Source organism: Candidatus Sulfotelmatobacter sp. (assembly GCA_035504415.1).
In the GTDB taxonomy this organism is placed as follows: domain Bacteria; phylum Vulcanimicrobiota; class Vulcanimicrobiia; order Vulcanimicrobiales; family Vulcanimicrobiaceae; genus Vulcanimicrobium.
The window spans coordinates 225,520-248,336 of the sequence record DATJRY010000017.1; the positions used below are offsets into that span (position 1 = coordinate 225,520).

Here is a 22,817-nt window from a genome sequence, read left to right on the forward strand (position 1 = left end):
AGTGATAGCCCCTTGTACCTTGTAACTATGTTTTTAGTTATGGCCCTCGCCGGCGCCCCGTTCCACGCCGAGCCGGCGATTCGGCCCGGGCAGACGCTGACCGTGCACGACCTCAGCGGGCGCGTGCGCGTGCGGGTCGGCTCGCATCTGGTCATCGACGCGCGCAAACACGCCGAGCGCAGCGATCCGAACACGGTCGCGGTAAAGGTCGAGACGTCGGCCGACGGCGTCGCGGTCTGCGTGCGCTACCCGCCCGACACCGACCGCGGGTGCGATCAGCGCTCGCAGGGCGCGAACGACAACGACACCGAGGTCGACTTCGACATCACGGTCCCCGCTGGGGTGGGGGTCGCGGCGGCCAACGTGAACGGCCCGGTCGACGTCGTCGCCGCCGGCCCGGCGCGCGGGACGAGCGTCAACGGTGAAGTACGCATCGACGCGCCGCACGTGGACGAAGCGACGACCGTCAACGGCGGGGTGCGCGTCTGGGAGCGCCGGCGTTCGTCGGCTCCGCTGCGCGCCAGCAGCGTCAACGGCCGCATCGAGATCGATTTGCCGGCCGGCAGCGGCGTCACCGTCAGCGCGAACACGCTCAACGGCGACATCCGAGCCGACGGTCTCGCCGTCACGCGCTCGATGTACGGCCTGGGCGCGAAGGCCAACGGCGTCCTCGGCGACGGCGCGCAGCACCTCTCGCTCTCGTCGGTGAACGGCGCGATCGTCGTGCGCCGGGGCTAGCGGCCCAGGCGGTAGTTCAGGCCGATCGCCAGCGCGCTCTCCTGATACGGCGTGGGCGCGTTGGTGCGGTTGAAGAGCGCGGTGCGCGACCAGCTCAGGTCGAGTGCCGCGCGGTTGCCGGGCCGGCGCAGCAAGACCCCGATACGATACGACGTGCCGCGATAGGTCAGCGCGGTGTGCAAGCCGTCCGGCAGCAGCGCGTTGCCGCCGACGTTCGGATACGCGTAGCCCCATCCGTACGGCGCGACCGCGGCGTTCGGGTTGGGCATGAACAGCAGGCCGTAACCGAGCCCGTGGATCGGCGGATCGCCCTGTTGTGGGCGCGCGAACGTCGCGCCGCCGACGTACAGGTGCGGCGCAATCCCGACCCCGCCGCCGGCTTGGACCTCGAAGCGGTGGATCGCCGCCGGCCCGGGCGGATCGAGGTACCAGCGGTATTCCGTGACGCTGGCGACCGCGTAGCGACCGAACAGCCGCGACTCGCCGGCCTGCCACGCCGACGGCTCGCTCGCGCCGATCGCCGCGAGCGGATCGTGCTCATCGCGCACCTGCGGCACGGCGGTGATGCCGATGCTGACGTACTGCGGTCCGGGCACGAGCAGCTTCGCGTGCGCGCGCGGCGTCGGCGTCGGGGAGGGCGTCGGCGCCGCGGCGAGCAGCGTTCCGAGCGCGAGCAGCGCGATCAGGTCGTGATCCAGGCGTCGTCGGCGCCGGCGTAGACGTTGCCGTAGAGCGTCGCCGCCGCGGGCAACGGCTCCGCTTCGACCTCGTCGGTCGTGCGATTGACCAGGTCGGCGATCTCGCGGCGAATCGCGCGCGCCTCGTCGGCGGTTAGGGTCCCCGCTTCGATCAGCGACTGCTCGAACTTCGGCAGCGGATCGTTGGGGCGCTGGCCGGCGACCTCGTCACGCGAGCGATAGGTGCGGTCGTCGTCGTCGGTCGTGTGCGAGAGGAAGCGGTAGCAGTGCGACTCGACCAGCACCGGGCCGTCGCCGGCCGCCGCGTGCGCGCGCGCGTCGCGCACGGTCGTATAAACCGCGACGGGGTCGAAGCCGTCGCAGCTCATTCCGCGGATGCCGTAGCCGTCGGCGCGCGGCGCCACTTCGGGCACGCGCATCTGCTTGGAGACGTGCGTCGAGATCGCCCACTGGTTGTTCTCGCACAGGAACAGCACCGGCAGCGCGTGGACGGCCGCGAAGTTGAGCGCTTCGTGCCACTCGCCTTGGCTGGTCGCGCCCTCGCCGAACTGGCAGAAGACGACGCGGTCGCGCGCGCCCGCGCGTTTGAGCGCCCAGGCGGCGCCGACGGCGTGCGTGCACTGCGCGGCGATGATCGAGGAGATCGACGCGATCCCCAGATCTTTGGCGGTGACGTGGTTGATGATCGAGCGCGCGCCGGTGCGATCGTTCGCGCGCGCCAGCTGCGAGCGGAACAAGTCGACCAGCGGGAAGCCGACCGCCAGAATCAGCCCGGTGTTGCGATAGTACGGGTAGAGCAGATCCTTGCCGCGTTCGAACGCGAGGCCGGTCCCGGCTTGCACGGCTTCGTGCCCTTCAGAGCCCATCGCGATGCCGATCTTCCCTTGCCGGTTGAGTTGGAAACCGCGTGTGTCGACCGCTCGCTGGGTCACCATGTCGCGGAAAAGCTTGAGCGATTGCTCGCGGGTCAACGTCGGGCTGCTGGCGGTGGTCGGCATCGTCGTCCGTCCCCTTCCGGCGCTCCGCCGACGGCACCTACCGAGCGGTCGGGTGGGCGGGGAACGGCACGTTGCCTTCGGAATGACGCCGCATGCGAACCGCTCCCGTGCTCGTCGTCGCGCTTTGTGTGACGGCGCTTCCGAGCCTCGGGGGCGCGACCGCGTCCCCCGCCACCGCGCCGCGCGGCGCCGTCCTGCGCCCGTCGGTCAAACGCCCGGCGGTCAAGCCGACACCGGTGCCGCCGACGTTCACCTTCCGCGCGGTCGGACCGGCCGCGTCGGGAGGCCGCGTCAGCGCCGTGGCGGGCAGCGATCGCGATCCGCGCGTCTACTACGTCGGCGGCGCGGCCGGCGGCGTGTTCGCGTCGAGCGACGGCGGGACGTCGTTCGCGTCCGCGTGGACGGGACCGGCGTTCGGCGCGGTCGGCGCGCTGGCGGTGGCGCCGAGCAACGAGAAGGTGGTGTGGGCGGGGACCGGCGAGGCCAACCCGCGCAACGACGTCTCGTACGGCGACGGGGTCTACGTCTCGCGCGACGGCGCCAAGCACTGGAAGCACGTCGGCCTCGAGGCGACCAAGACGATCGCGAAGATCCTGGTCGATCCGCACGATCCGAACGTCGCGCTGGTCGCCGCGCTCGGCGATCCGTGGGCCGACAGCGACGCGCGCGGCGTCTATCGGACGACCGACGGCGGCCGCACCTGGTCGCGCACGCTGGCGCTCGGGCCATCGAGCGGCGCGGCCGACCTGGCGTGGAGCCCGAAAGCGCCGCGGACGGTGTTCGCGGCGATGTGGCAGTTCCGCCGCCGGCCGTGGTACTTCTCGAGCGGCGGCCCGAACGACGGCCTCTACCGCTCGCGCGACGGCGGCCGCACCTGGTCGAAGATCCAGGGGCACGGCTTTCCGACCGATCTGCTCGGACGCATCGGCGTCGCGGTCGCGCCGAGCGATCCGCGCCGCGTCTACGCGGTCGTGCAGTCGAAGCAGGGAACGATCTGGCGTTCCGACGACGGCGGCGACACCTGGAAGAAGATGTCCTCCAGCACGCTGCCGGAGCAGCGGCCGTTCTACTTCAGCCACCTGAGCGTCGATCCGACGAACCCGAACCGCGTCATCTCGCTCTCGATGTACATGACCGTCTCGACCGACGGCGGCAAGCACTGGAAGCACCTCGAAGGCTACTTGCACCCGGACAACCACGCGATCTGGTGGTCGGCCGACGGCAAGCGCATCATCGAGGGCAATGACGGCGGCGTCGTGCTCAGCCGCAACGGGGGCGGGAGCTGGTCGTTCCTCGATCGCATCCCGCTCGCGCAGCTCTATCACGTCGCGACCGACGACGAGAAGCCGTACCTGATCTGCGGCGGGCTGCAGGACAACAGCTCGTGGTGCGGTCCGACGACCGCGCGCAACGGCATCGGCCTGCTCAACCGCGACTGGTTCGCCATCGCCGGGGGCGACGGCATGTTCGCGATCCCCGATCCGCGCGATCCCAACCTGATCTGGACCAACACCGAGGACGGCATCCTGGGGATCTACGATCAGAAAGCGCGGCAGAGCATCGATGTGACGCCGTTCCCGCGCGACGTGTTCACCTCGCGTGACTCGTTCGCCGCCTCGCCGTACCGCTTCAACTGGAACGCTCCGCTCGCGTTCTCGCCCGACGGAAAGACGGCGTACTTCGGCGGCAACGTGGTGTTCGCGACGACCGATCGCGGCCGCCACTGGACGCCGATCAGCCCCGATCTGACGCGCAACGACAAGGCCCATCAGCGCGCGTCGGGCGGTCCGATCGAGCTCGACGTCTCGGGTGCCGAGTACTACGACACCACGCTGGCGATCGCGCCCTCGCCGAAGGATCCGCAGACGATCTGGGTCGGGACCGACGACGGGCTCGTGCAGATCACGCGCGACGGCGGCGCGCACTGGCGCGACGTGCGCGCGTCGAGCTGGCCGACCTACGGCCGCATCGAAGCCATCGACGCCAGCCCGTACGCGGCCGGCACCGCGTTCGTGCAGCTCGACCGGCACGATCTGGGCGACGACCGGCCGTACGTCTACGTCACCGACGACTACGGCGCGAGCTGGCACGCGATCCCGTCGAACCTGCCTGCCGACGCGCCGGTGCACGTCGTGCGCCAGGATCCGCGCGAGCCGAACCTGCTCTACGCGGGGACAGAGAACGGTCTGTTCGTCTCGTACGATCGCGGCGGGCGCTGGGAACGCGTCGGGCTCGGCCTGCCGCGCACGCCGGTCTACGACCTGACCGTGCAGCCGCAGGTGAACGATCTGATCTTGGCCACGCACGGCCGCGGCTTCTACGTCCTGGACGACGCGACGCCGCTGCAGCGGCTGGCCGCCGCGCGCGCCGCCGGCACGATGTTCTTCCCGGTGCGCACCGCGACGCTGTGGGCGTCGTTCCCGTCGGTCGAACCGGGCGACGGCGGCTCGATGCCGTCCAACTTCTTCGTCGGCCCGGCCGCGCCCGGCGGCGCGCTGCTGAGCTTCTATCAAGCCACGCCGGCCAAGCAGCGGCCGTGGATCGAGATCGCGACCACCGACGGCGTCCCGGTGCGCGAGCTGCGCGGCTCGTACCTGACCGACGACGGCCGCAAATACTGGGTGCCCAACGGCAAGGGGATCGTGCGCGTCAATTGGGACGGCACCGAAGACGGCCCGACGCGCTGGAACGGGACCAGCGTGCAGAACATGGGGCCGCTCTCGGGCCCCGAGGCCCTGCCGGGAACGTACGTCGCCAAACTGCACCGCGACGGCCGCGTCTTCACCCAGACCTTCACGCTGGTCGACGATCCGCAGAGTCCGTTCACCCCCGAGCAGCGCGTGGCACGCCACGACTTCCTGCGCACGCTGTTCGGTTGGTACGACGAAGTCGATCGCGCGCTCAACGCGATCGACGCGCGGCTGAAGACCGCGACGCCGGCGCAGCGCGCGCGCTATCTCGCGCTGCAGCACGAGCTGACCGCGAACGATCGCAACGACGAGGACGGGGTCACGCAGCCCGACGGCATGCGCGAGCAGATCGGTTCGCTCATGGGTCAGCTCGGCGGCAGCTTGCAGCCCCCGTTCTCCCAACACGAGGCCGCTTTGGCGGCGCTGCGCACCCGCTACGAAGCGGTGCGCCGCGACGTGGTCGGCCTGCTCGGACCCGGGGTGTTCGCCTCGCCGTCGATGCGCGCGGCGCCGCCCGCGCCGTCGACGCCGTCTCCCGCGCCTTCCTCGTCGCCGTGAGCTCGGAGCCGCGTCGCCCGTACGACATCGACACGCTGACCGACGTCGCGCTGCGCGTCTTCGCGGAGCGCGGCTACGACGGCGCGTCGATGGACGACGTCGCGCGCGCGGCCGGAATCACCAAAGCCTCGATCTATCACCACGTCAGCGGCAAGGAGGCGTTGCTCGAGCGCGGGCTGACCCGCGCGCTCGACGCGCTGTTCGCGATCCTGCGCGAGCCGGGTGCCCTCGAAGGCCGTGCGCTGGCGCGCTTGCAGTACATCGTCTCCCGCGTCGCGGAGGTGACGCTGCGGCTGTTGCCGGAGCTGACCGTGCTCTTTCGCGCGCGCGGGACGGCGAAGAGCGAGCGCGATGCGCTCGAGCGGCGGCGCGAGTTCGACCGGATCGTCACCGACCTGGTGCGCGGGGCGCAACGCGACGGCGACTTGCGTGCGGATCTCGATCCGCGGCTAGCGGTGCGGCTGGTGTTCGGCATGTCGAACTCGGTCGTCGAGTGGTACCGGCCCGGCGGCGTGCTCGAGCCGGCGACGGTCACCGCGACGGTCGTCTTGATGGTGTTCGAGGGGCTCGGTGTCCGCGGCCGCTGAGTCGCACGCGACGCCCACGCTCGCGGCCATCGCGCGCGAGATCGGGCGACTGGGACTGCTCGGGTTCGGCGGCATCGGCCCGCAGGCGTATCACGTCTTCGTGACGCGCACGCAGTGGCTCTCGCCCGAGGAGTTCGCCGAGCTGTCGGGCGTCGGCCAAGCGCTGCCGGGTCCGAACATCGTCAATCTGGTTGCGATCTGCGGCGATCGCTGGCACGGGCCGTCCGGCACGCTGGTCGCGCTGGCCGCGCTGATCGTGCCGCCGGCCGTGGTCGCGCTCGTGCTGGCCGCGCTGATCGAACCGTTCGCCGGCGCGGCGCGGGTCGTCGCGGTCGAGTCCGCGATCGTCGCCGCCTGCGCGGGCCTGACGCTGGCGACGACGCTGCGCGTGCTGGGCACGATCGCGCAGCGGCGCACGTTCGCGTTCGCGCTGTGCGGCGCGCTGGCGGCGTTCGTGCTGTGGCGCTCGACGCAGATGCCGTACGCGACGATCGCGGCCGTCGGCGTCGGCTTCGCGGTCGAGCTGCTCGCGCTGCGCCGGGCGCGATGACCGACGATCCGTTGCCGGTGCTGGCGCTGCGTTTCGCCGGGCTCTCGCTGATCGCGGTGGGCGGCGTCAACGCGCTGCTGCCGGCGATCCACGCCACCACCGTCACCCAGATGCACTGGCTGACGCCGGCGGCGTTCAACGCGTCGGTCGCGCTGGCGCAGGCGGCGCCCGGCCCGAACCTGCTCTTGGTGCCGCTGGTGGGCTGGCACGTCGCCGGTCTGGCCGGCGCGGGCGTCGCGCTGCTCGCCTTCGTCGTCCCCTCGACCCTGGTCGCGGTCGCCGGCGCGCGTTGGCTGCGGCACCATCAGGACAACGCGACCGTCGGCGCGCTGCGGCGCGCGCTCCGTCCGGTCGCCGGCGGCCTCATGCTGGCGTCCGCTATCGCGGTGTGGCTCAGCGCCGTGCGCGCGTGGCCGTCCTCGAACGCGTGGATCGCGGCGGCGTTGGGCGCGATCGCGCTTGCGACGATGCTCGCGACGCTGCGCTGGAAGCTCAACCCGCTGGCGTGGATCGCGATCGCCGCCGCGCTCGGCGCGATCGTACCGCTGCGCTAGCTGCCGACGGTGAGCGTCTTCGCCTCGCTGGTCAGCGCGCCGACCAGCACGGTGACACCCGGCGTCGCCGGCAGCTGCCAGGGCTGCTGGTTCCACGGTTGCGCCGGCGGGACGGTGAACACGATCGTGGTGTCGGCCCACGACGTGGTCGGCACGACGGCGCCGTTGAGGCGCAACGTCGAACCGGGATCCGCCGCGCCGAAGCCGGTTCCCGTCACGGTCACCGACTGACCGACCTGCACGCTGGGTGCGGAGAAGTTCAGGATCGTCGGGCGGCCCGGCGTGACGATCAGCTTGCCGCCCAGATACGTCGCCTGACCGAAGCCCATCAAGAGGACGAGCGCGTTGCCGATGTCGGGCAGGTTCGGCGTGAACGTCGCTCCGGCCAGCGCGGCGACGGCGTCGCCGACGAAGACGCCGACGGAGACGAGCGTCCACAGCAGTACTTGGAAGCGGGTCAGATCGATGTTGCCGTCGTCGCCGAGGACCAGCCACTTCCAGTTCAGGTCGAGCTGCTGCGCCTGTTGTTTGACGATCGTGCCTTTCGCGATCTGGCTGCCGGTGATGCCGGCGGCGCCGATCAGCGTCGTGGCGGAGAAGCCGAGCAGCACCAGCAGACTCTGCGGGAAGCCGAGCTGACACGATTGGACGTCGGACGGCGTGCACGCGAGGCCGACGTTGTGGACGAACAGCACGACGTACGCCCACAGCGCGACGAACGTCCAGATGACCGTTTGCCACTTCGAGAGGCTCAAGCGTCCGTCGGCGCCCGCCGCGATCGAGAACGGGTTCCACTGCCCGGTGGCCGCGGCGGTCAGACCGGTCGCGAACAGGACCGGCGCCCAACCCCAGGTGGTGGGGCTGCCCACCGGGTGCCCGCTCGCGGCGTGCCCGATGCCGTAGACGACGCAGCCCAGCACGACGAGGCAGAGCACGGCACCGGCGCGCGTCACCGTCGAGCTGCGCGGTACGAAGTTGCTGACCATGTCGAGCGAGCGGCTTCTCGAAGCTTGCCCGTTGCCCTGCACCACCGGCTCGGGTATACTGGGCATGAACCGACCATTTGGTAGGGAGAGGAACCCGCAGCATGTCCAGCACGGCCCAGGTCCCGCAGCTCGTCGTCCCCGCCGGCGGCTTCGCGCCGTTCCCGGAGGTCCCGCAGCCCAACATCTTCCCGATGGAGTGGCGCGTCGAGACGCCCAAGCTGGCCGAGATCTACGAGCGCTCCAAGCGCCACGTCTGGAATCCGTCCGACTTTCCGTGGGACACGCTGCGGGCCGAGGACTTCACCGAAGAGCAGCGGCTGGGGATCATGTACTGGTACGCGGTGCTGGCGAACTTCGACGGCTCGGGTCCGGCCGTGTTCGCCAAGGCGACGATCCACGCGTTCGAGACGCACCAGGAAGACCCGATCCGCAAGTGCTTCTTCGCGATCACGCGCGACGAGATGAACCACGAGGAAGTCTGCCAGCGCGCGATCCAAAAGCTCGTGCCGGGCGGCCCGATGGATTTCACGGCCACCAGCGATCTCGCGCGCGCCGCGCAGAACAACATCGGTTGGCTCTATCACAACGGCGGCCGCTACTGGTCCGGCTACTCGAACTCGTTGCAGAAGTATCCGCTCAGCGTGCTGTTCACCTCGTTCCTAATGGGTGAGGTCGCCAGCTCGACGCTGTTCTTCGGCATGTCGAAGAAGGCGACGCACCCGGTCTTCAAGCAGATCTTCGCCAAGGTCGGCCAGGACGAAGCGCGCCACCTCGCGATCTGTCTGACGGTACTCGAGCGCGACTGGCCGGGACTCTCCGACGAGTACAAGACGCTCATCACCAAGCAGCTGCGGGCGGGCTTCGTGTTCCTGAGCATGATCCTGTGGGAGCCGCCCAATCAGTTCTGGGACATCCCCGACTACTTCTTGCCGAACCACCGCGTGCTCGTGCAGCACGCGCGCGACGCCGGCCTGGGCGTGCTGACCTACGACGAGCAGGCCGAAAACTGGCGGGTCGCCCTGGCGCGCGTGCGCGCGATCGTCGGCGAGTGGGGGATCGAGTTCCCCGCCATCCCCGAGCTCGACCTCGACGGCGTCGACGTCAGCGACATCGGCCCCGAAGACATCATCCCGGTCTTCTAGCCCGACACGGCTCTGCCGAAAGGGGTCTAGGCTTGGAATATCCGCGCCCTTGTCGATCGATTGATAGTGGATGATCACGGTTCGTCGCAACATCGGCGCCGTTATCTCGCTCGATTATCGCGCCGGCTAGGGACTCGGAAGTTGCCCGAGTTCCTCTGCAAATGCGCCAAGATCGGGGTAAACCGTTCCTTTGGTGACGCCCCATCTTCGAAGCCAACTTCGTAAGAAGCCTTTTGAACCTTTTGGGATGTGCCACTGATATAGTAGCCAGTCGACAGAGGGCAAGTCCCTCAAATCGGTCCCCTCGCTATGAATCGTAAATTGGGCTTGTTGCACGAGCATACGAAGGTCAATTAGATGGCCCGTAACGGCAAGTGCCCGTCGGGATGCAGCCCCATCGTAAGGAGCTACTTGGCCGAACGCTTGTTGCACGAGCACCATCACGTCTGGGTGGCTTGGCATCAAGAGCGTATACTGATTGCGATGTTGTTTGTTGAGCCCGCTTGGATTTAGCGCCCAGATACAACCATCTTCATCGTCGTGCTCAACATTGCATACCGCAAAGTACAAAGCTATCAATGGGCTCGCTGACCAATCCAGCAGGCGAGTCGGAAGTCCATAATGTTGCGCGTATTGCAGCCATGCAAAGAGATCGGCCGAGGGTGGTGGATTAGGCATGCGCGCCGGAGCCCCGAGGGTGAATCGAATCAACAACGAGATTTCGTGATACCTAGGATCACGAAAAACATGAGGCCGAAGATTCCATGCAGCGTTGCCGTGTCCCCGCCAGTAAACGTCGGAGCCGAACCTTGTATTTGCAAGTTGAACCGCATGTTCAAGATTTTCAAAGCTACGAATGTCCTCAGTCATGCGTCCCCAAGTCGCCTCTAAAGGCACATTACTCATGGCGACTCCGGCCGTATCTAGCAAGAAGCGTCGACATCATTCAAGTTTCGACGCTTCGGGCTTGGACCCAGTTTGCGCGTCGTTCTCTTCCAGTGTCGCGAACGCGCTAGTGACGTTATGGTCGCACGGCGATGACGTGGAGAGATTGCGCGTTGAAGTGGCTCGGTATCAGGTCGCACTCCGGCGGTCACCCGGTCGCTCCGACGTAGACGGCCGCTAGGACCGTCAGCAGAATCGGGACCGCGGCGCGCAGCAAGCGGATCGGGGCGATGCGATAGGTCTGGTTGCGGCCGAGCTGGACTTGCAACCCGGTCGTCCAGCCGACCAGCCCGCAGACCTCGGCGATCGTGAGGAAGACCAGGAACAATGCCGGCGCGGAGGTACCGTCGGGCGGCGTCGCGGCGACCGCGAAGCCGAGCACGATGACGACGGCGGCCACGATCGCCGGGGCCAGCCAGACGAAGCCGCGCGGCGCGAGCCAGCGTGGCCGGCCGTCGAGGCCGATTTGCAGCGGAATGCGTGGCGGCGCGTTCGGCCACAGGCGCGCGACGTGGCGGATCAGCAGCAGCGTCGCGAGGACGGCGATGACGTAGCCGGCCAGGACCAGCGGATCGCGCAGCACCTCAGGACGTACTCGCGCGCGCGAAGCGAGTTGCACCCGTCGGCGGCGCCGCTTCGCGCTCGACCCCTTCGACGCGAGCGTAGCGCGGCGGGTGCGCCAGCACGTCGTCGAGGAAGGCGTCGACGTCGTCGGCTGTGCCTTCGACGTCGATCTCCAACTGCTCGCCGTCGCGCACGTTGCGTACGTGGCCGAAGACCGCGTGTCGCCGGGCGACCTCGAGCACGGTGTCGCGAAAGCCGACGGTCTGGACCCGCCCGCGCAGGCGCACGATCGCGCGCACACGCCCCTCGCCGCCGCTCACGCGAGGACGGTCGGGTCGGTGCGCAGCACGTCGCGATAGAGCGCGGCCGCGTTGAGCGCGACGACCGGCGGCTCGCCGCGCTCGAACGAGTCGCGGGTCGCGCGCGCGACCGCCTCGTCCATCGCGATCGGCGTGCCCGCGCTCATCCGTGCGCGGCAGCTCAGCTCGGCGGCGCGCTCGGCGTAGATGGTGCGGAAGAGCGCCGTCTCCAACGACTCGCCGCACACGACCAGCCCGTGCGAGCGCAGATAAGCGGTGTGGGCGCCGGCGGCGAGCATCGCCTCGACCGCCGGCAGCGTCTTGTCGGCGCCCCTCGCCAAGCCGCGATACTCGTCGTAGACGACGTGCCGCTCGAAGAACAGCGCGCTCTGCTGGTCGAGGGTGAGCAGCGGCGCACCGGAGGCCGCGAACAGCAGCGCCCAGCGCGGATGGTTGTGCACGACGCACGCCAGCTCGGGCGCGCGCTGGTAGAGTGCGAAGTGAACCTCGAGGTACTCGCTGGGCGCGGTCGTGCCTTCGACGACGCGCCCGCTCGCATCGACGCGGACGAGGTCCGACGCGCGCATCGAAGGCCACAAGTGGTCCCACGGGTTCGTCCACCAGGTCGCCGTCCCGGGCTCGCGCACGGTGACATGGCCGGCCGCGAGGTCGGCGATCCCGTGTGCGGCCAGCACGCGCAGCGCCAACGCCAGCCGTTGGCGGACGGGGAGCGCGAGCGTTTCGCTGCTCGTGCTCGAGAGCACGGTGGTGGTCATGGTCGCGTATCCTTCGCGGCCGAGGACGCGCCGTCCGGGTCGGCGCGCACCGCCGCGGCCAGCGGCAGCGGCAACGTGCCCTCGCCGGCGGCGGCGGCGACCGGAGCGACGAACGCCGCACAGGTATCGACCTCGCGCAGGCGCGCGAACCAGGCGGCGTCGTGTCGCGCGACCGCCGCCGCCACCGCCGCGACGTCGGCGCTCTCGTCGATCGCGAGCGTCGCGCAGAACGCGCGCCAGAAGTGCGGCTCGAGCGCGCCGACCGCCAACCACGCGCCGTCGGCCGTGCGGTAGCAGCCGTAGCGCGGCGAGCCGCCGGTGAACACGCCGCGCGCGACGTCGAGCGATCCGCCGCCGGCGGCCGTCGCTCGCGCCCACAGCGTGAACGGTGCCAACGCGTCGGCGAGCGGCACGTCGAGGTGCGCGCCGTGTCCGGTGCGCTCGCGCGCGTACAGCGCGAGCAGGATGTTGACGACGGCCGGGTACGAGCCGCCGCCGACGTCGGCCAGCAGCACGCCGGGCAGCGCGGGCACGCCGTCGTGGGTGCGCAGCAGCGCCAGCACGCCGCGCTCGGCGAGATAGGTGAGGTCGTGCCCCGCGCGCGCCGCGTCGGGGCCGTCGGGATCGTAGCCGACGATCGAACAGGTGATGATGCGCGGCGCGTGCCGCGCGAGCGTCGCGTGGTCGAGTCCGAGCCGCCGCGCGACCGCGGGCCGGAAGCCGTCGACGACCACGTCGCTCTCGCGCACCAGCCCGATCAGCGCGTCGTAGCCGGCGGGATCTTTGAGGTCGAGCTCGATGCAGCGCTTGCCCGCGTGCAACAGCGCGAACGCCGCCGGCGCCTGCGGCCAGACGCCGTCGGCGCGGCGCATCACGTCGCCGCCGGGCGGCTCGACCCGCGTCACCTCGGCACCGGCCGCGGCGAGAAACAGCGTTGCCAGCGGGCCCGGCAAGCGTGCCGAGAGATCGACGACCCGCACGCCCGCGAGCGCGCCGGCGGCCGGAACTTCGCTGCTCATCGCAGCGTGACAGGTAGGCCGCTCGGCGCGCGCCAACCTCCCGCGGGTGACGACCGCGATGGATCCCGATGCGCTCGCGCGCGCCTGCGCCGCGGAGATGCTGCGGCGCGATCGCGCCTCGCAGGCGCTCGGCATCGAGATCGAAGAGGCGCGGCCCGGCTACGCGCGGGTGGCGTTGACGATCCGCGACGAGATGGTCAACGGCCACGCGATCGCGCACGGCGGCGTCGTGTTCACGCTGGCCGACAGCGGGTTCGCCTTCGCCTGCAACTCGCGCAACGAGGCGGCCGTCGCGCTGCAGTGCTCGATCTCGTACGTCGCGGCGGGAAAGCTCGGCGACCGGCTCGTCGCCGAGGCGCAGGAGCGCTCGGGCAAAGGCCGCACCGGCGTCTACGACGTCACCGTCACGCGCGGCGAGGGCGAGCTGGTCGCGCTCTTCCGCGGCGTCTCGTACCGCGTCAAGGGACCGGTTCTGCCCGACCCCGCGGCGTAGGTCGCCGGACAGGATATTGTTGCGAAGCGCAACAACATCCGGAGCGAAGGAGGATCGCGCTGCTCCAGCTGATCGTCGCCGGCCTGACCGTCGGCAGCGGCTACGCGCTCGTCGCGCTGGGCTTACACATCATCCTGCGCGCGACGCGGGTGATGAACTTCGCCCAGGGTGAGTTCACCGTCGTCGGCGGCCTGATCGCGCTGACGCTGATGCAGACGTTCCACGCCACCAGCGTGGTGGCGCTGATCGGGGCTACCATCTGCGGTTTCGTGCTCGGCCTGGGCTTCGAACGCTTCGTGCTGCGGCCCGCCGCGCGCTCGGGCGAGATGGGCGTCACCATCGCGACCGTCGGAACGGTCTTCGTCTTGCTGTACGGTCACGCGCTGGTGCCCACCTGGGGTTCGCTGCAGCAGCCGCTGCCGCCGTTCACCGGCCGGCTGAGCGACGCGATCGTCGTCGCCGGGGCGACGATCCAGATCCAGTCGCTGTGGATCGGCGCGCTGCTGCTGCTGGCGCTGGCGGCGCTGTACGTCTTCTTCGAGCGCACGTACTACGGCAAGGCGATTCGCGCGGCGGCCAACAACCCGCTGGGCGCGCGGCTGGTCGGCATCGACGTGACGCGCGCGCGCGCGATCAGCGTCGGGCTCTCGATCGCGTTGGCGGCGTACGGCGGCACGATTATCGGCCCGATCACGCTGGTCGGCGGCGCGGGCGGCGTCGCGATCGCGATCAAGGGTTTCGTCGGCGCGATCGTCGGCGGCCTCGACTCGCCGATCGGCTGCGTCGCCGGCGGCCTGCTGGTCGGCGTCGTCGAGAAGTTCTTGCAGAGCGGGCTGGGCGCCAGCCGCGCCGAGCCGACCGTCTACGCGCTCTTGCTGGTGATGCTGCTGCTGCGCCCGCAAGGGCTGTTCGGCACGCGCGGAGCGGTGCGGGATTGATCGACCGTCTCCGCGCCGACGCGCGCGTGCTGCCGGCCATCGCGCTGCTGGTGCTGCTGGGCGGCCTGTTCCTCCACGGCGCCGGCTTCGTCCAAGCCGCGACGTACGCCGCGATGTGGGCGATCGCCGCGATCGGGCTCTCGGTGCTGCTGGGCAACGTCAACCAGATCTCGCTCGGCCAAGCGGGTTTCTTCGCGATCGGCGCTTACGCCGTCGCCGCCTGCATCGACCTCGCGAACCTGCCGTTCTGGGTCGGCGCCGTGGCGGGGATCGTCGTCGCCAGCGTCGTCGGCGTCGTGCTCGGCTTCATCGCGCTGCGCTTTCGCGGTCACTACTTGGCGATGGCGACGCTCGCGTTCGGGCTGATCGTGCAAGGCGTGTTCCACCAGAGCCAGGCGCTGGGCGGCGCGAGCGGCTTCACCGATCTGCCGATCGTCAAGCTCGGGCCGTTCTCGCTGGCCGGGACGGCCGGCTACGCGTGCGTGTGGATCGTCGCGCTGGTCGTCGCCGCGCTGACCCTCAACCTGCTGCGCGGTCGCACCGGCACCGCGTTCGAGACGATCCGCAACGACGAGCTGGCCGCCGAAGTCCTGGGCGTGCCGACCCGGCGCTACAAGATCGTCGCCTTCGCGTACGCCGGTGCGCTGGCCGGGCTGGCCGGGGCGCTCTACGCGCCGCTGATCGGCGTCGTCGTGCCGGATGCGTTCGGCGTCGATCGCTCGATCGATTTCCTGTTGATGGTCGTGCTGGGCGGGGCGGGCAGCGTCTCGGGCGCGATCGTCGGCGCGGTCGCGATCGGCTTTCTCGACGTGGTCGGCAACCAGTTCGAGAATTGGCGCGAGGTCGTCTACGGGCTGCTGGTCATCGCGATCGTCGTGGTCGCGCCGGGCGGTCTGTTCGGCCTGGTGCGGCGCGGTTCGCGTCGCCGCACGGCGCCCGTCGCGCGCGTCGGCACGGTCAGCGAGCGCGCGCCCGTGGCCCGGCCGATCGCGCCGCCGGCGGCGACGCCGCTGGAGGTGCGCGGCGTCACCAAGCGCTTCGGCGGCCTGGTCGCGGTGGACGACGTCTCGTTCGCGCTCGCGCCCGGCAGCTTGACCTCGCTGATCGGTCCCAACGGCGCGGGCAAGACGACGCTCTTCAACGCGATCTGCGGCGTCGGCCGCACGAGCGCGGGCCAGGTACGGATCGGCGGCGTCGACGTCACCGGCTGGCAGCCGCACCGCATCGCCAAGCTCGGCGTCGGCCGCACCTTCCAGAACGCGCGCCTGTTCGGCGAGATGACGGTGCTCGAGAACGTCGTGGCCGGCGCGTTTCGCGCCGAGCGCACCGGTTTCGCCGCCGACTTGCTCGGCCTGCCCGCCGCGACGCACGCGCGTCACGAGGCGATCGAGCGCGCGCGCGACACGCTGGCGCAGCTGCGCATCGAGCATTTGGCCGGCACCTACGCGCGCGATCTGCCGTTCGGCGATCGCCGCCGCGTCGAGCTGGCGCGGGCCATCGCCGCCGACCCGTGGCTGCTGCTGGTCGACGAGCCGGCGGCCGGCCTCAACGCGTCCGAGCGCGAGACGCTGCAAGGCGATCTGCTGGCCCTGCGCGACCGCGGCGTCACGCTGCTGCTGATCGAGCACGACATGCGGCTGGTCATGACCATCTCCGAGCGCGTGCTGGTGCTGGAGTTCGGCCACACCATCGCCGACGGCGTGCCGGCCGCGGTGCGGAACGACCCGCAGGTCGTCGCCGCGTACTTGGGGACCGCCGGCTGATGCTGCTCGAGGTGCGCGGCTTGTCCGCCGGCTACGGTGCGCTCGACGTGTTGCGCGGCGTCGACCTCGAGGTCGACGCGGGCGAGCTGGTCGCCGTGCTCGGCGCCAACGGCGCCGGCAAGTCCACGCTGTTGCGGGCGATCTCGCGCTACGACGCCGACGTGCGCGCGGGCGGCATCAGGTTCGACGGCCACGACGCGCTGCGCGCGACGACGGAACGATTGGTGCGCTGGGGTTTGCTGCAGGTCCCCGAAGGGCGGCAGCTGTTCACCGAGCTGAGCGTCGACGACAACCTGCGGCTGGGCGCGTACGTCGCCGATCGCCGCGCGCTCGGCGCCGAGTTGGACGCGGTCTACGCGCGTTTCCCGCAACTCGCGGCGCGGCGCGGCCAGACCGCGTTCTCGCTCTCCGGCGGCGAGCAGCAGATGCTGGCGATCGGCCGCGCGCTGATGGCGAAGCCGAAGCTGTTGATGCTCGACGAGCCCTCGACCGGGCTCGCGCCGCAGATCGTCGAGCAGATCTTCGGCATCGTCGCCGAGCTGACGCGCGGCGGCGTCGCGGTGCTGCTGGTCGAGCAGAACGCGTACTTGACGCTGCGTCACGCCGATCGCGCGTACGTGCTCGAGCACGGCGCGGTCGTGCTGCACGACACCGCGGAGCGACTCGCCGCCGACGCGCGCGTGCAGGAGATCTATCTGGGCGGCCACACCGGAGGTGAGCCGGCATGAGCGAGCCCGTTCAGCTCGGCCGGCTCGCGCCGGTTGTCGGTTACCATTTGCGCCGCGCGCAGCTGCGCGCGTACGACGACTTCCCCGCCGAGGCGACCCGCAAGGGGATCACGCCGCCGCACCTGGCCGTGCTGCTGCTGGTCGAAGCCAATCCGGGGATCAAGCAGACGACGCTGGCCAAGGTGCTGAGCTTGGACCGCTCGACGATGGTGCGGATGGTCGACCGGCTCGAGGAGGCCAAGCTGATCGAGCGCGGCAGCTCGCGCGCCGACCGGCGGGTCGCGCCGCCGGTCCTCACCGCCAAGGGTCGCGCCTACGTCGACGCCATGCTGCCCAAGGTGCTGGCCTCCGAAGAGGCACTCTTGGCCCCGCTCAGCACCGCCGAGCGCGCGACGCTGCTACGCCTCTTGGGCAAGCTGACCAGCCCCGCCAATATTGTTGCTGGACGCAACAATTCGCGCTAGAATGCGGTCGAGGACACCATGAGCGCACCCTCCCCCACGCCGCTGCCGCCGTTGCGGATCGACGCCGACGGCCCGGTCGCCCACGTTCGCCTGATCCGGCCCGACAAGCGCAACGCCGTCAACGTCGATCTGATCCTCGCGCTCGAGGCGGCGTTCAGCGCCCCGCCGCCCGGCACGCGCGTGTGGGTGATCTCGGGCGAGGGCGATCATTTCTGCGCCGGTCTCGATCTGACCGAGGCGCGCCAGCGCACGCCGCAAGAGACGTTCGACCACTCGCAGCTCTGGCGGCGCGTGTTCGAGAAGATCCAGCTAGGCGGGATCCCGGTCGTCAGCGCGCTGCACGGCGCGGTCGTCGGCGGCGGCCTGGAGCTGGCCGCGTCGACGCACGTGCGCGTCGCCGACGAGACCGCGTTCTTCGCCCTGCCGGAAGGGCAGCGCGGCATCTTCACCGGCGGCGGCGCGGCAGTGCGCGTCGCGCGCATCATCGGCGTGCACCGCATGATCGAGATGATGCTGACCGGCCATCGCTACGACGCGCGCGAAGGGCTGGCGCTGGGCCTGGCCCACTACGTGGTCGAGCCGGGCAAGGCGCTCGAGAAAGCGACCGCGCTGGCCGAGCAGATCGTCACCAACGCGCAGGGGACGAACCGCGCGATCGTGACCGCGCTCGAACGGATCGCGACGATGCCGCCCGACGCGGGCTTGTTCACCGAGTCGCTGGTCGCGGCGCTGGTCGAGTCCAGCGGCGAAGGGTATCAGCGCATCACCGATTTCCTGGAGCGGCGGGTGCGATGAGCGTGACGAGCGCGCTCCGGGCCGAGCGCGTGCTGCGCTCGGAGGTCCCGCTGGGACGGTATCCCGACCGGGTCGGCGACGATCTCGTCCGCTGGGCCGCGCAGCGGCCCGATCACGTGTTCATGGCGCAGCGCGCCGGCGAGGGCTGGCGCACGGTCACCTACGCGCGCGCGCTCGAGCGTGCGCGCGAGATCGGCGGTGCGCTGCTGGCGATCGGCGGCCCCGACCATCCGCTGGCCGTGATCGCCGAGAACGGCATCGACCACGCGCTGGTGGTGCTGGGCGCGCTGTACGCCGGCATCCCGGTGGCGCCGCTCTCGGTGAACTACGCGCGCGCCGACGCCGACCCCGCGCGGCTGCGCGCGCTGCTCGAGGTGCTGCACCCGGCGGCGGTGCTGGTCCCCGACGCGACGTTGGCGGACAACGTCGCCCGCGGCGTGCGCGGCCTCCCGCTGCTGACCGACGTCGCGGCGTTGCGCGGGGACCGCGAGTTGGCCGATGCCGCGTTCGCGCGCATCGGCCCCGACACGGTCGCCAAGATCCTGTTCACCTCGGGCTCGACCGGCACGCCGAAGGGCGTCGTCACGACCCACCGCATGCTGTGCTCGAACCAGACCATGCTCACGCAGATCTGGGCCGAACGCGTCGACGATCCGGTCGTCGTCGATTGGGCGCCGTGGAGCCACGTCGCCTCGGGCAGCAAGATATTCGGTCTGGTGCTGCGCAACGGCGGCACCTTCTACGTCGACGACGGGCGACCGCTGCCGGGCGCATTCGACGCGACGCTGCGCAACCTGCGCGAGGTCGCGCCGACGTTCTACTTCAACGTGCCGCGCGGCTACCAGCTGCTGGCCGATGCGTTCGAGCGCGACGAAGCGCTGGCGGCTGCGTTCTTCTCGCGCGTGCGCGTGCTGCTCAACGCCGGCGCCGCGATCCACGAGACGCTGCGCGCGCGTTTGGCGCAGTTGGCGCTCCGGTATGCCGGCCGCGAGATTCCGGTCGTCTCGTGTTGGGGCGCGACCGAGACCGCGCCGATGGCGACCGCCGTGTGGGGACCGCGCCCGGCCGCGCCTGAAACGATCGGCACGCCGGTGCCGGGCGTCGAGATCAAGCTCGCGCCGGTCGACGATCGCTGGGAGATGCGCGTGCGCGGCCCGAGCGTGACGCCGGGCTACTGGCGCAACCCCGACGCGACCGCCGCGGCGTTCGACGAGGAAGGCTACTACAAGAGCGGCGACGCCGCGGAGCTGCTCGATCCGAACGACCCCGCGCGCGGCATCGTCTTCGCCGGCCGCATCAGCGAGAATTTCAAGCTCTCGTCGGGCACGTGGGTCAACGTCGGCGCGGTGCGTCTGGCGAGCGTCGAAGCGACGGCGCCGCTGCTCGACGACGTCGTCGTCGCCGGCGCCGACCAGGAGGAGCTGGGCCTGCTGGGCTTCGTGAACCTGGCCGCGGCGCGCGAGCTGGCCGGCCTGCCCAACGCCGAGCGCGCCGAGTTGGCCGCGCATCCGGCGGTGCGCGAGCGGCTGCGCGCGGCGCTGCTCGAACGCAACGCCCGCGCCGGCGGCCTCTCGCAGCGCGTGACCCGCGTGCTGCTGTTGCCCGACGCGCCCAGCGGCGCCGACGGCGAGATCACCGACAAAGGCTCCGTCAACCAGCGGCGCGTGCTGACGCGCCGCGCGGCCGACGTCGCGCGTCTGTACGCCGACCCGCTCGATCCCGAGGTCCTGCCGATCCGATGAATCCCGTTCTCTACGACGACGTCTGGCTGTTGGGCGGCGCGCGCACGCCGTTCGTCGACTACAACGGTCCGGTCCGCGACGTCTCGCCGACCGACTTGGGCATCGCGGCGGCCCGCGCCGCGCTGGAGAAGACCGGCACCGACCCGGCCGACGTCGACCACGTCATCGCCGCCAGCGTCGCGCAAGCCTCGTTCGACGCATATTGCTTCGCGCGCCACGTCGGGCTGTACAGCGGCGTGCCGATCGAGGTGCCGGCGCTGCAAGTCATGCGCGTCTGCGGTTCGGGCTTCGAGACGATCGTGAACGCCGCCGACGCGCTGGCGCTCGGGCGCGCCAGCCGCGCGCTGTGCGTCGGCGCCGAGTCGATGTCGCGCAACCCGGTCGTCGCCTACACGCATCGCGGCGGCTTCAAGATGGGTCAGGTCCAGTTCGCCGACTTCTTGTGGGAAGCGACGCTCGACACCGCGCCCGGCATCCGCATGGGCGACACCGCCGAGAACCTGGCCAAGCAATACGGCCTGCAGCGCGAGGAGGTCGACGCCTTCGCCGCCGACAGCTTCGCCCGCGCGCTCGCCGGCCAAGAACGCGGCTACTTCGACGACGAGGTCGTGCCGCTGCGCAACGCGACGTTCGCGCGCGACGGCTACGAAGACCGCACCCTGCGCCTCGAGCGCGGCACCGAGTCGGTCGCGCGCGACACGCACCCGCGTCCGACCGACGCCGCGACGCTGGGCAAGCTCAAGCCCGCGTTCGGCGGCGTGCAGACCGGCGGCAACTCCAGCGCGATCGTCGACGGCGCGGCCGGCGCGATCGTCGTGAAGGGCGAGCAGGACGGCGTGCTGGCGCGCGTCGCCGGTGCCGTCTCGTTCGGCGTCCCGCCCGAGATCATGGGCATCGGCCCCGTCCCGGCCTCGCGGGCGATGGTGGCGAAGGCGGGGCTCGACCTCGGCGACATCGGCCGCTGGGAGATCAACGAAGCCTTCGGCGCGCAGATCCTTGCCGTCGAGCGCGAGTTGGGGATCGACCACGAGTGCCTCAACGTCAACGGCGGCGGCATCGCGATCGGCCACCCGCTGGCCGCCACCGGCGTGCGCTGCACGCTGACGCTGGCGCGCGCGCTGCGCGAGAGCGGCGAACGCTGGGGCATCGCCGGCGCGTGCGCCGGCGGCGGTCAAGGCGTGGTGATCTTGTTGGAAAACCCGGCGGCCTAGGAACGGAAGCCGCTCCATGCGGCGCGAAGCGCCGTGCATGCAGCAGAAGAGCCGTTATGCGTATCGTGAGACGATCGATCGGCTGACGTCGACGATCACCGGCGGTGGGAACACCATCTTCGTGACGATCGATCAGGCCGCGGCGGCGCAGAGCGTCGGTCTGACGATGCGGCCGACGACGCTGATCGTCTTCGGCAACCCCAAGGGCGGCACGCCCCTGATGGAAGCGTATCCGCTGATGGCGCTCCACCTGCCCATCAAGCTGTTGGTGTGGGAGCAAAACGGCGCGGTGCAGGTCGCCGCAGCCGACATGGCCGCGCTCGCGGCAGGCGTCGGCGTCCCGGCCGGCGAGCCCCACGTCGCGGCGCTCGACAAAGCGCTCGCGACGCTGATCGGTTCGGTCGCCGGCTAGGCCCGGCTGGCCGCGCGCACCAGCACGCGGCGGCGGCGTGGACGGCCCGCGGCGACGCGGAAGCCGGCGATGAACATCGCGGTCACGGCGCGCTTGGCGTTGCGCACGCGGACGGCGCGCGGCCCGCTGACGGCGCGCAGCGCGGCGATCATCACGCGCGCGGGAGCGTCGTAGAAGCGGAAGATGTCGCCGAACTCGGTCTCCGGGTCCTTATGGTGCCCGTTGTGGTCCTCGGGCAGCACCAGTCCGGTCGGCCGGGTCAGCAGCCGGAACCAGGCCGGCGTGCGGAAGCCGATCTCGGTCGTATGGCGCCACCAGACGTGGAACTCGCCGATCAGCAGGCCGATGATCGCTCCGACCGGCGAGAGACGCCAGCAAGCCGCTGCCACGATGATGTAGGGGACGCAGCCGTAGAAGCCGTCCAGCAGCACCCAGGGGTCGCGCGAGACGATCGCGTGGTCCCAGAACGAGCGGCGGTTGTCGTGGTGGTACCGCAGGTGGAGCTTGAACCAGACGTGCTGCGGCACGTGGTAGAAGAAGGTCGACCCGAAGTCGCCGACGACCAGGACGATCGCCACGGCGAGGATCGCGAAGAGCGCGCTCATCATCTGTACTCTACTCTACCCGGGTGAAGCGGAACAAGTTGTGAAGTCGAGAGCGATTCTCAACAACTGGCCGGAGTCTTGGTTCCATTGACCACGACCCAGCCGTTGTCCGCCCCGCGATGGGTCGAGCAGTGGACGTCGTGGATCCCGGCCGCGAAATGCCCGCCCGGGCCGTCGTTGAAGTACTGACCGAAGGCGAACACGGCGGCGTGGGCGGGGGCGGTGACCTTGCCGTCGAGCGAGTCGTTGATCACGACCTGGATCAGTTGCGCCGACCCGTCGGGGAAGTGGACGCGCAACGGCAGGATCTCGTGGTTGCCGTGCGGTCCGCCGCGCTGCGTGCGCGACGCGCTGATCGTGGTGCCGCACACCATCACGTTGTCGACCTCACCCGTCCGGTTCGACGCGATCAAATCGCTGAGGTGCGCGTTGACCTGCGGCGTGCACTGCGCGGGGACGGGAACGTCTTGGGCGCAGGCAACGAGCGTCGCGTTCGCGACGACGGCCAGCGCGAGGGCGCCGCCCAGGAGCGTTCGCAGCATACGGATCCTCTCGTTCACGG

General features: G+C 70.6%; 25 protein-coding genes. 15 read left to right on the top strand and 10 right to left on the bottom strand.

The genetic code is table 11. The features are described from left to right. Positions 1-39: 39 nt before the first annotated feature. Complete coding sequence (locus tag VMD91_14770; protein ID HTW85331.1) at positions 40-738, top strand: hypothetical protein; 699 nt, start codon at positions 40-42, stop codon at positions 736-738. Here VMD91_14770 and VMD91_14775 read toward each other — a convergent pair. Both VMD91_14775 and VMD91_14780 read right to left on the bottom strand, forming a co-directional pair. Beyond that, positions 735-1,334, bottom strand: a complete 600-nt coding sequence (locus VMD91_14775; protein ID HTW85332.1) for a hypothetical protein — start codon at positions 1,332-1,334, stop codon at positions 735-737. The genes VMD91_14770 and VMD91_14775 overlap by 4 nt on opposite strands. Positions 1,335-1,420: 86 nt before the next feature. Further along, a complete protein-coding gene (locus VMD91_14780) occupies positions 1,421-2,434 on the bottom strand; it encodes a thiamine pyrophosphate-dependent dehydrogenase E1 component subunit alpha (GenBank protein ID HTW85333.1) in 1,014 nt (337 codons plus the stop codon). A gap of 92 nt (positions 2,435-2,526) precedes the next feature. Here VMD91_14780 and VMD91_14785 point away from each other — a divergent pair, with 92 nt between their 5' ends. The 4 genes from VMD91_14785 to VMD91_14800 are packed head-to-tail and all read left to right on the top strand — an operon-like array spanning position 2,527 to position 7,373. Further along, a complete protein-coding gene (locus tag VMD91_14785; protein HTW85334.1) occupies positions 2,527-5,682 on the top strand; it encodes a hypothetical protein in 3,156 nt (1,051 codons plus the stop codon). Next, a complete protein-coding gene (locus VMD91_14790; protein ID HTW85335.1) occupies positions 5,679-6,269 on the top strand; it encodes a TetR/AcrR family transcriptional regulator in 591 nt (196 codons plus the stop codon). Before VMD91_14785 ends, VMD91_14790 begins: the two co-directional genes overlap by 4 nt. Continuing rightward, entirely contained in the window at positions 6,253-6,819 is a 567-nt protein-coding gene (locus VMD91_14795) for a chromate transporter (GenBank protein ID HTW85336.1), read from the top strand. Before VMD91_14790 ends, VMD91_14795 begins: the two co-directional genes overlap by 17 nt. Next, a complete protein-coding gene (locus VMD91_14800) occupies positions 6,816-7,373 on the top strand; it encodes a chromate transporter (protein HTW85337.1) in 558 nt (185 codons plus the stop codon). The genes VMD91_14795 and VMD91_14800 overlap by 4 nt, the downstream gene beginning before the upstream one ends. Here VMD91_14800 and VMD91_14805 read toward each other — a convergent pair. Beyond that, positions 7,370-8,359 carry an IPT/TIG domain-containing protein gene (locus VMD91_14805; GenBank protein ID HTW85338.1) on the bottom strand — a complete coding sequence of 330 codons (990 nt, stop codon included), beginning with the start codon at positions 8,357-8,359 and terminating at the stop codon, positions 7,370-7,372. The genes VMD91_14800 and VMD91_14805 overlap by 4 nt on opposite strands. Before the next feature lie 101 nt (positions 8,360-8,460). Here VMD91_14805 and VMD91_14810 point away from each other — a divergent pair, with 101 nt between their 5' ends. Continuing rightward, on the top strand, positions 8,461-9,501 hold the full coding sequence (locus VMD91_14810; GenBank protein ID HTW85339.1) for a hypothetical protein: 1,041 nt from the start codon (positions 8,461-8,463) through the stop codon (positions 9,499-9,501). A gap of 126 nt (positions 9,502-9,627) precedes the next feature. Here VMD91_14810 and VMD91_14815 read toward each other — a convergent pair whose 3' ends face one another. The 5 genes from VMD91_14815 to VMD91_14835 form a co-directional block, all read right to left on the bottom strand. Further along, on the bottom strand, positions 9,628-10,371 hold the full coding sequence (locus VMD91_14815; protein HTW85340.1) for an FRG domain-containing protein: 744 nt from the start codon (positions 10,369-10,371) through the stop codon (positions 9,628-9,630). 223 nt (positions 10,372-10,594) lie between these two features. Next, positions 10,595-11,029 (bottom strand): hypothetical protein, encoded by a 435-nt coding sequence (locus VMD91_14820; GenBank protein HTW85341.1) that lies wholly within the window; start codon positions 11,027-11,029, stop codon positions 10,595-10,597. A 1-nt stretch (position 11,030) separates the two neighbouring features. Beyond that, on the bottom strand, positions 11,031-11,330 hold the full coding sequence (locus VMD91_14825) for an acylphosphatase (GenBank protein HTW85342.1): 300 nt from the start codon (positions 11,328-11,330) through the stop codon (positions 11,031-11,033). After that, positions 11,327-12,085, bottom strand: coding sequence for a class II aldolase/adducin family protein (locus VMD91_14830; GenBank protein ID HTW85343.1), 759 nt, complete (start codon positions 12,083-12,085; stop codon positions 11,327-11,329). The genes VMD91_14825 and VMD91_14830 overlap by 4 nt, the downstream gene beginning before the upstream one ends. After that, positions 12,082-13,104 carry a CaiB/BaiF CoA-transferase family protein gene (locus VMD91_14835; GenBank protein HTW85344.1) on the bottom strand — a complete coding sequence of 341 codons (1,023 nt, stop codon included), beginning with the start codon at positions 13,102-13,104 and terminating at the stop codon, positions 12,082-12,084. Before VMD91_14835 ends, VMD91_14830 begins: the two co-directional genes overlap by 4 nt. 46 nt (positions 13,105-13,150) lie before the next feature. Between VMD91_14835 and paaI the strand changes: the two genes are divergently transcribed. The 9 genes from paaI to VMD91_14880 all read left to right on the top strand — a co-directional run bounded on the left by paaI (position 13,151) and on the right by VMD91_14880 (position 21,650). Then, positions 13,151-13,597 (top strand): hydroxyphenylacetyl-CoA thioesterase PaaI, encoded by a 447-nt coding sequence (paaI, locus tag VMD91_14840; GenBank protein HTW85345.1) that lies wholly within the window; start codon positions 13,151-13,153, stop codon positions 13,595-13,597. Positions 13,598-13,680: 83 nt separating this feature from the next. Continuing rightward, positions 13,681-14,535: a branched-chain amino acid ABC transporter permease gene (locus VMD91_14845; GenBank protein ID HTW85346.1), complete on the top strand. Its 855-nt coding sequence runs from the start codon at positions 13,681-13,683 to the stop codon at positions 14,533-14,535. Next, positions 14,532-16,298: a branched-chain amino acid ABC transporter ATP-binding protein/permease gene (locus VMD91_14850; protein HTW85347.1), complete on the top strand. Its 1,767-nt coding sequence runs from the start codon at positions 14,532-14,534 to the stop codon at positions 16,296-16,298. Before VMD91_14845 ends, VMD91_14850 begins: the two co-directional genes overlap by 4 nt. Next, complete coding sequence (locus tag VMD91_14855; protein HTW85348.1) at positions 16,298-17,026, top strand: ABC transporter ATP-binding protein; 729 nt, start codon at positions 16,298-16,300, stop codon at positions 17,024-17,026. Before VMD91_14850 ends, VMD91_14855 begins: the two co-directional genes overlap by 1 nt. Beyond that, positions 17,023-17,490 carry a MarR family transcriptional regulator gene (locus VMD91_14860; GenBank protein ID HTW85349.1) on the top strand — a complete coding sequence of 156 codons (468 nt, stop codon included), beginning with the start codon at positions 17,023-17,025 and terminating at the stop codon, positions 17,488-17,490. Before VMD91_14855 ends, VMD91_14860 begins: the two co-directional genes overlap by 4 nt. An 18-nt stretch (positions 17,491-17,508) precedes the next feature. Next, on the top strand, positions 17,509-18,285 hold the full coding sequence (locus VMD91_14865; GenBank protein HTW85350.1) for a crotonase/enoyl-CoA hydratase family protein: 777 nt from the start codon (positions 17,509-17,511) through the stop codon (positions 18,283-18,285). Between the two features lie 2 nt (positions 18,286-18,287). Next, entirely contained in the window at positions 18,288-20,027 is a 1,740-nt protein-coding gene (locus VMD91_14870; protein HTW85351.1) for a feruloyl-CoA synthase, read from the top strand. After that, positions 20,024-21,238 (top strand): thiolase family protein, encoded by a 1,215-nt coding sequence (locus VMD91_14875; GenBank protein HTW85352.1) that lies wholly within the window; start codon positions 20,024-20,026, stop codon positions 21,236-21,238. Before VMD91_14870 ends, VMD91_14875 begins: the two co-directional genes overlap by 4 nt. 37 nt (positions 21,239-21,275) lie before the next feature. After that, positions 21,276-21,650: a DUF302 domain-containing protein gene (locus VMD91_14880; protein ID HTW85353.1), complete on the top strand. Its 375-nt coding sequence runs from the start codon at positions 21,276-21,278 to the stop codon at positions 21,648-21,650. Here VMD91_14880 and VMD91_14885 read toward each other — a convergent pair. Further along, positions 21,647-22,255, bottom strand: coding sequence for a sterol desaturase family protein (locus VMD91_14885; protein ID HTW85354.1), 609 nt, complete (start codon positions 22,253-22,255; stop codon positions 21,647-21,649). The two genes, VMD91_14880 and VMD91_14885, sit on opposite strands and share 4 nt — an antisense overlap. Before the next feature lie 59 nt (positions 22,256-22,314). Next, complete coding sequence (locus VMD91_14890; protein ID HTW85355.1) at positions 22,315-22,797, bottom strand: hypothetical protein; 483 nt, start codon at positions 22,795-22,797, stop codon at positions 22,315-22,317. Positions 22,798-22,817 lie beyond the last annotated feature (20 nt).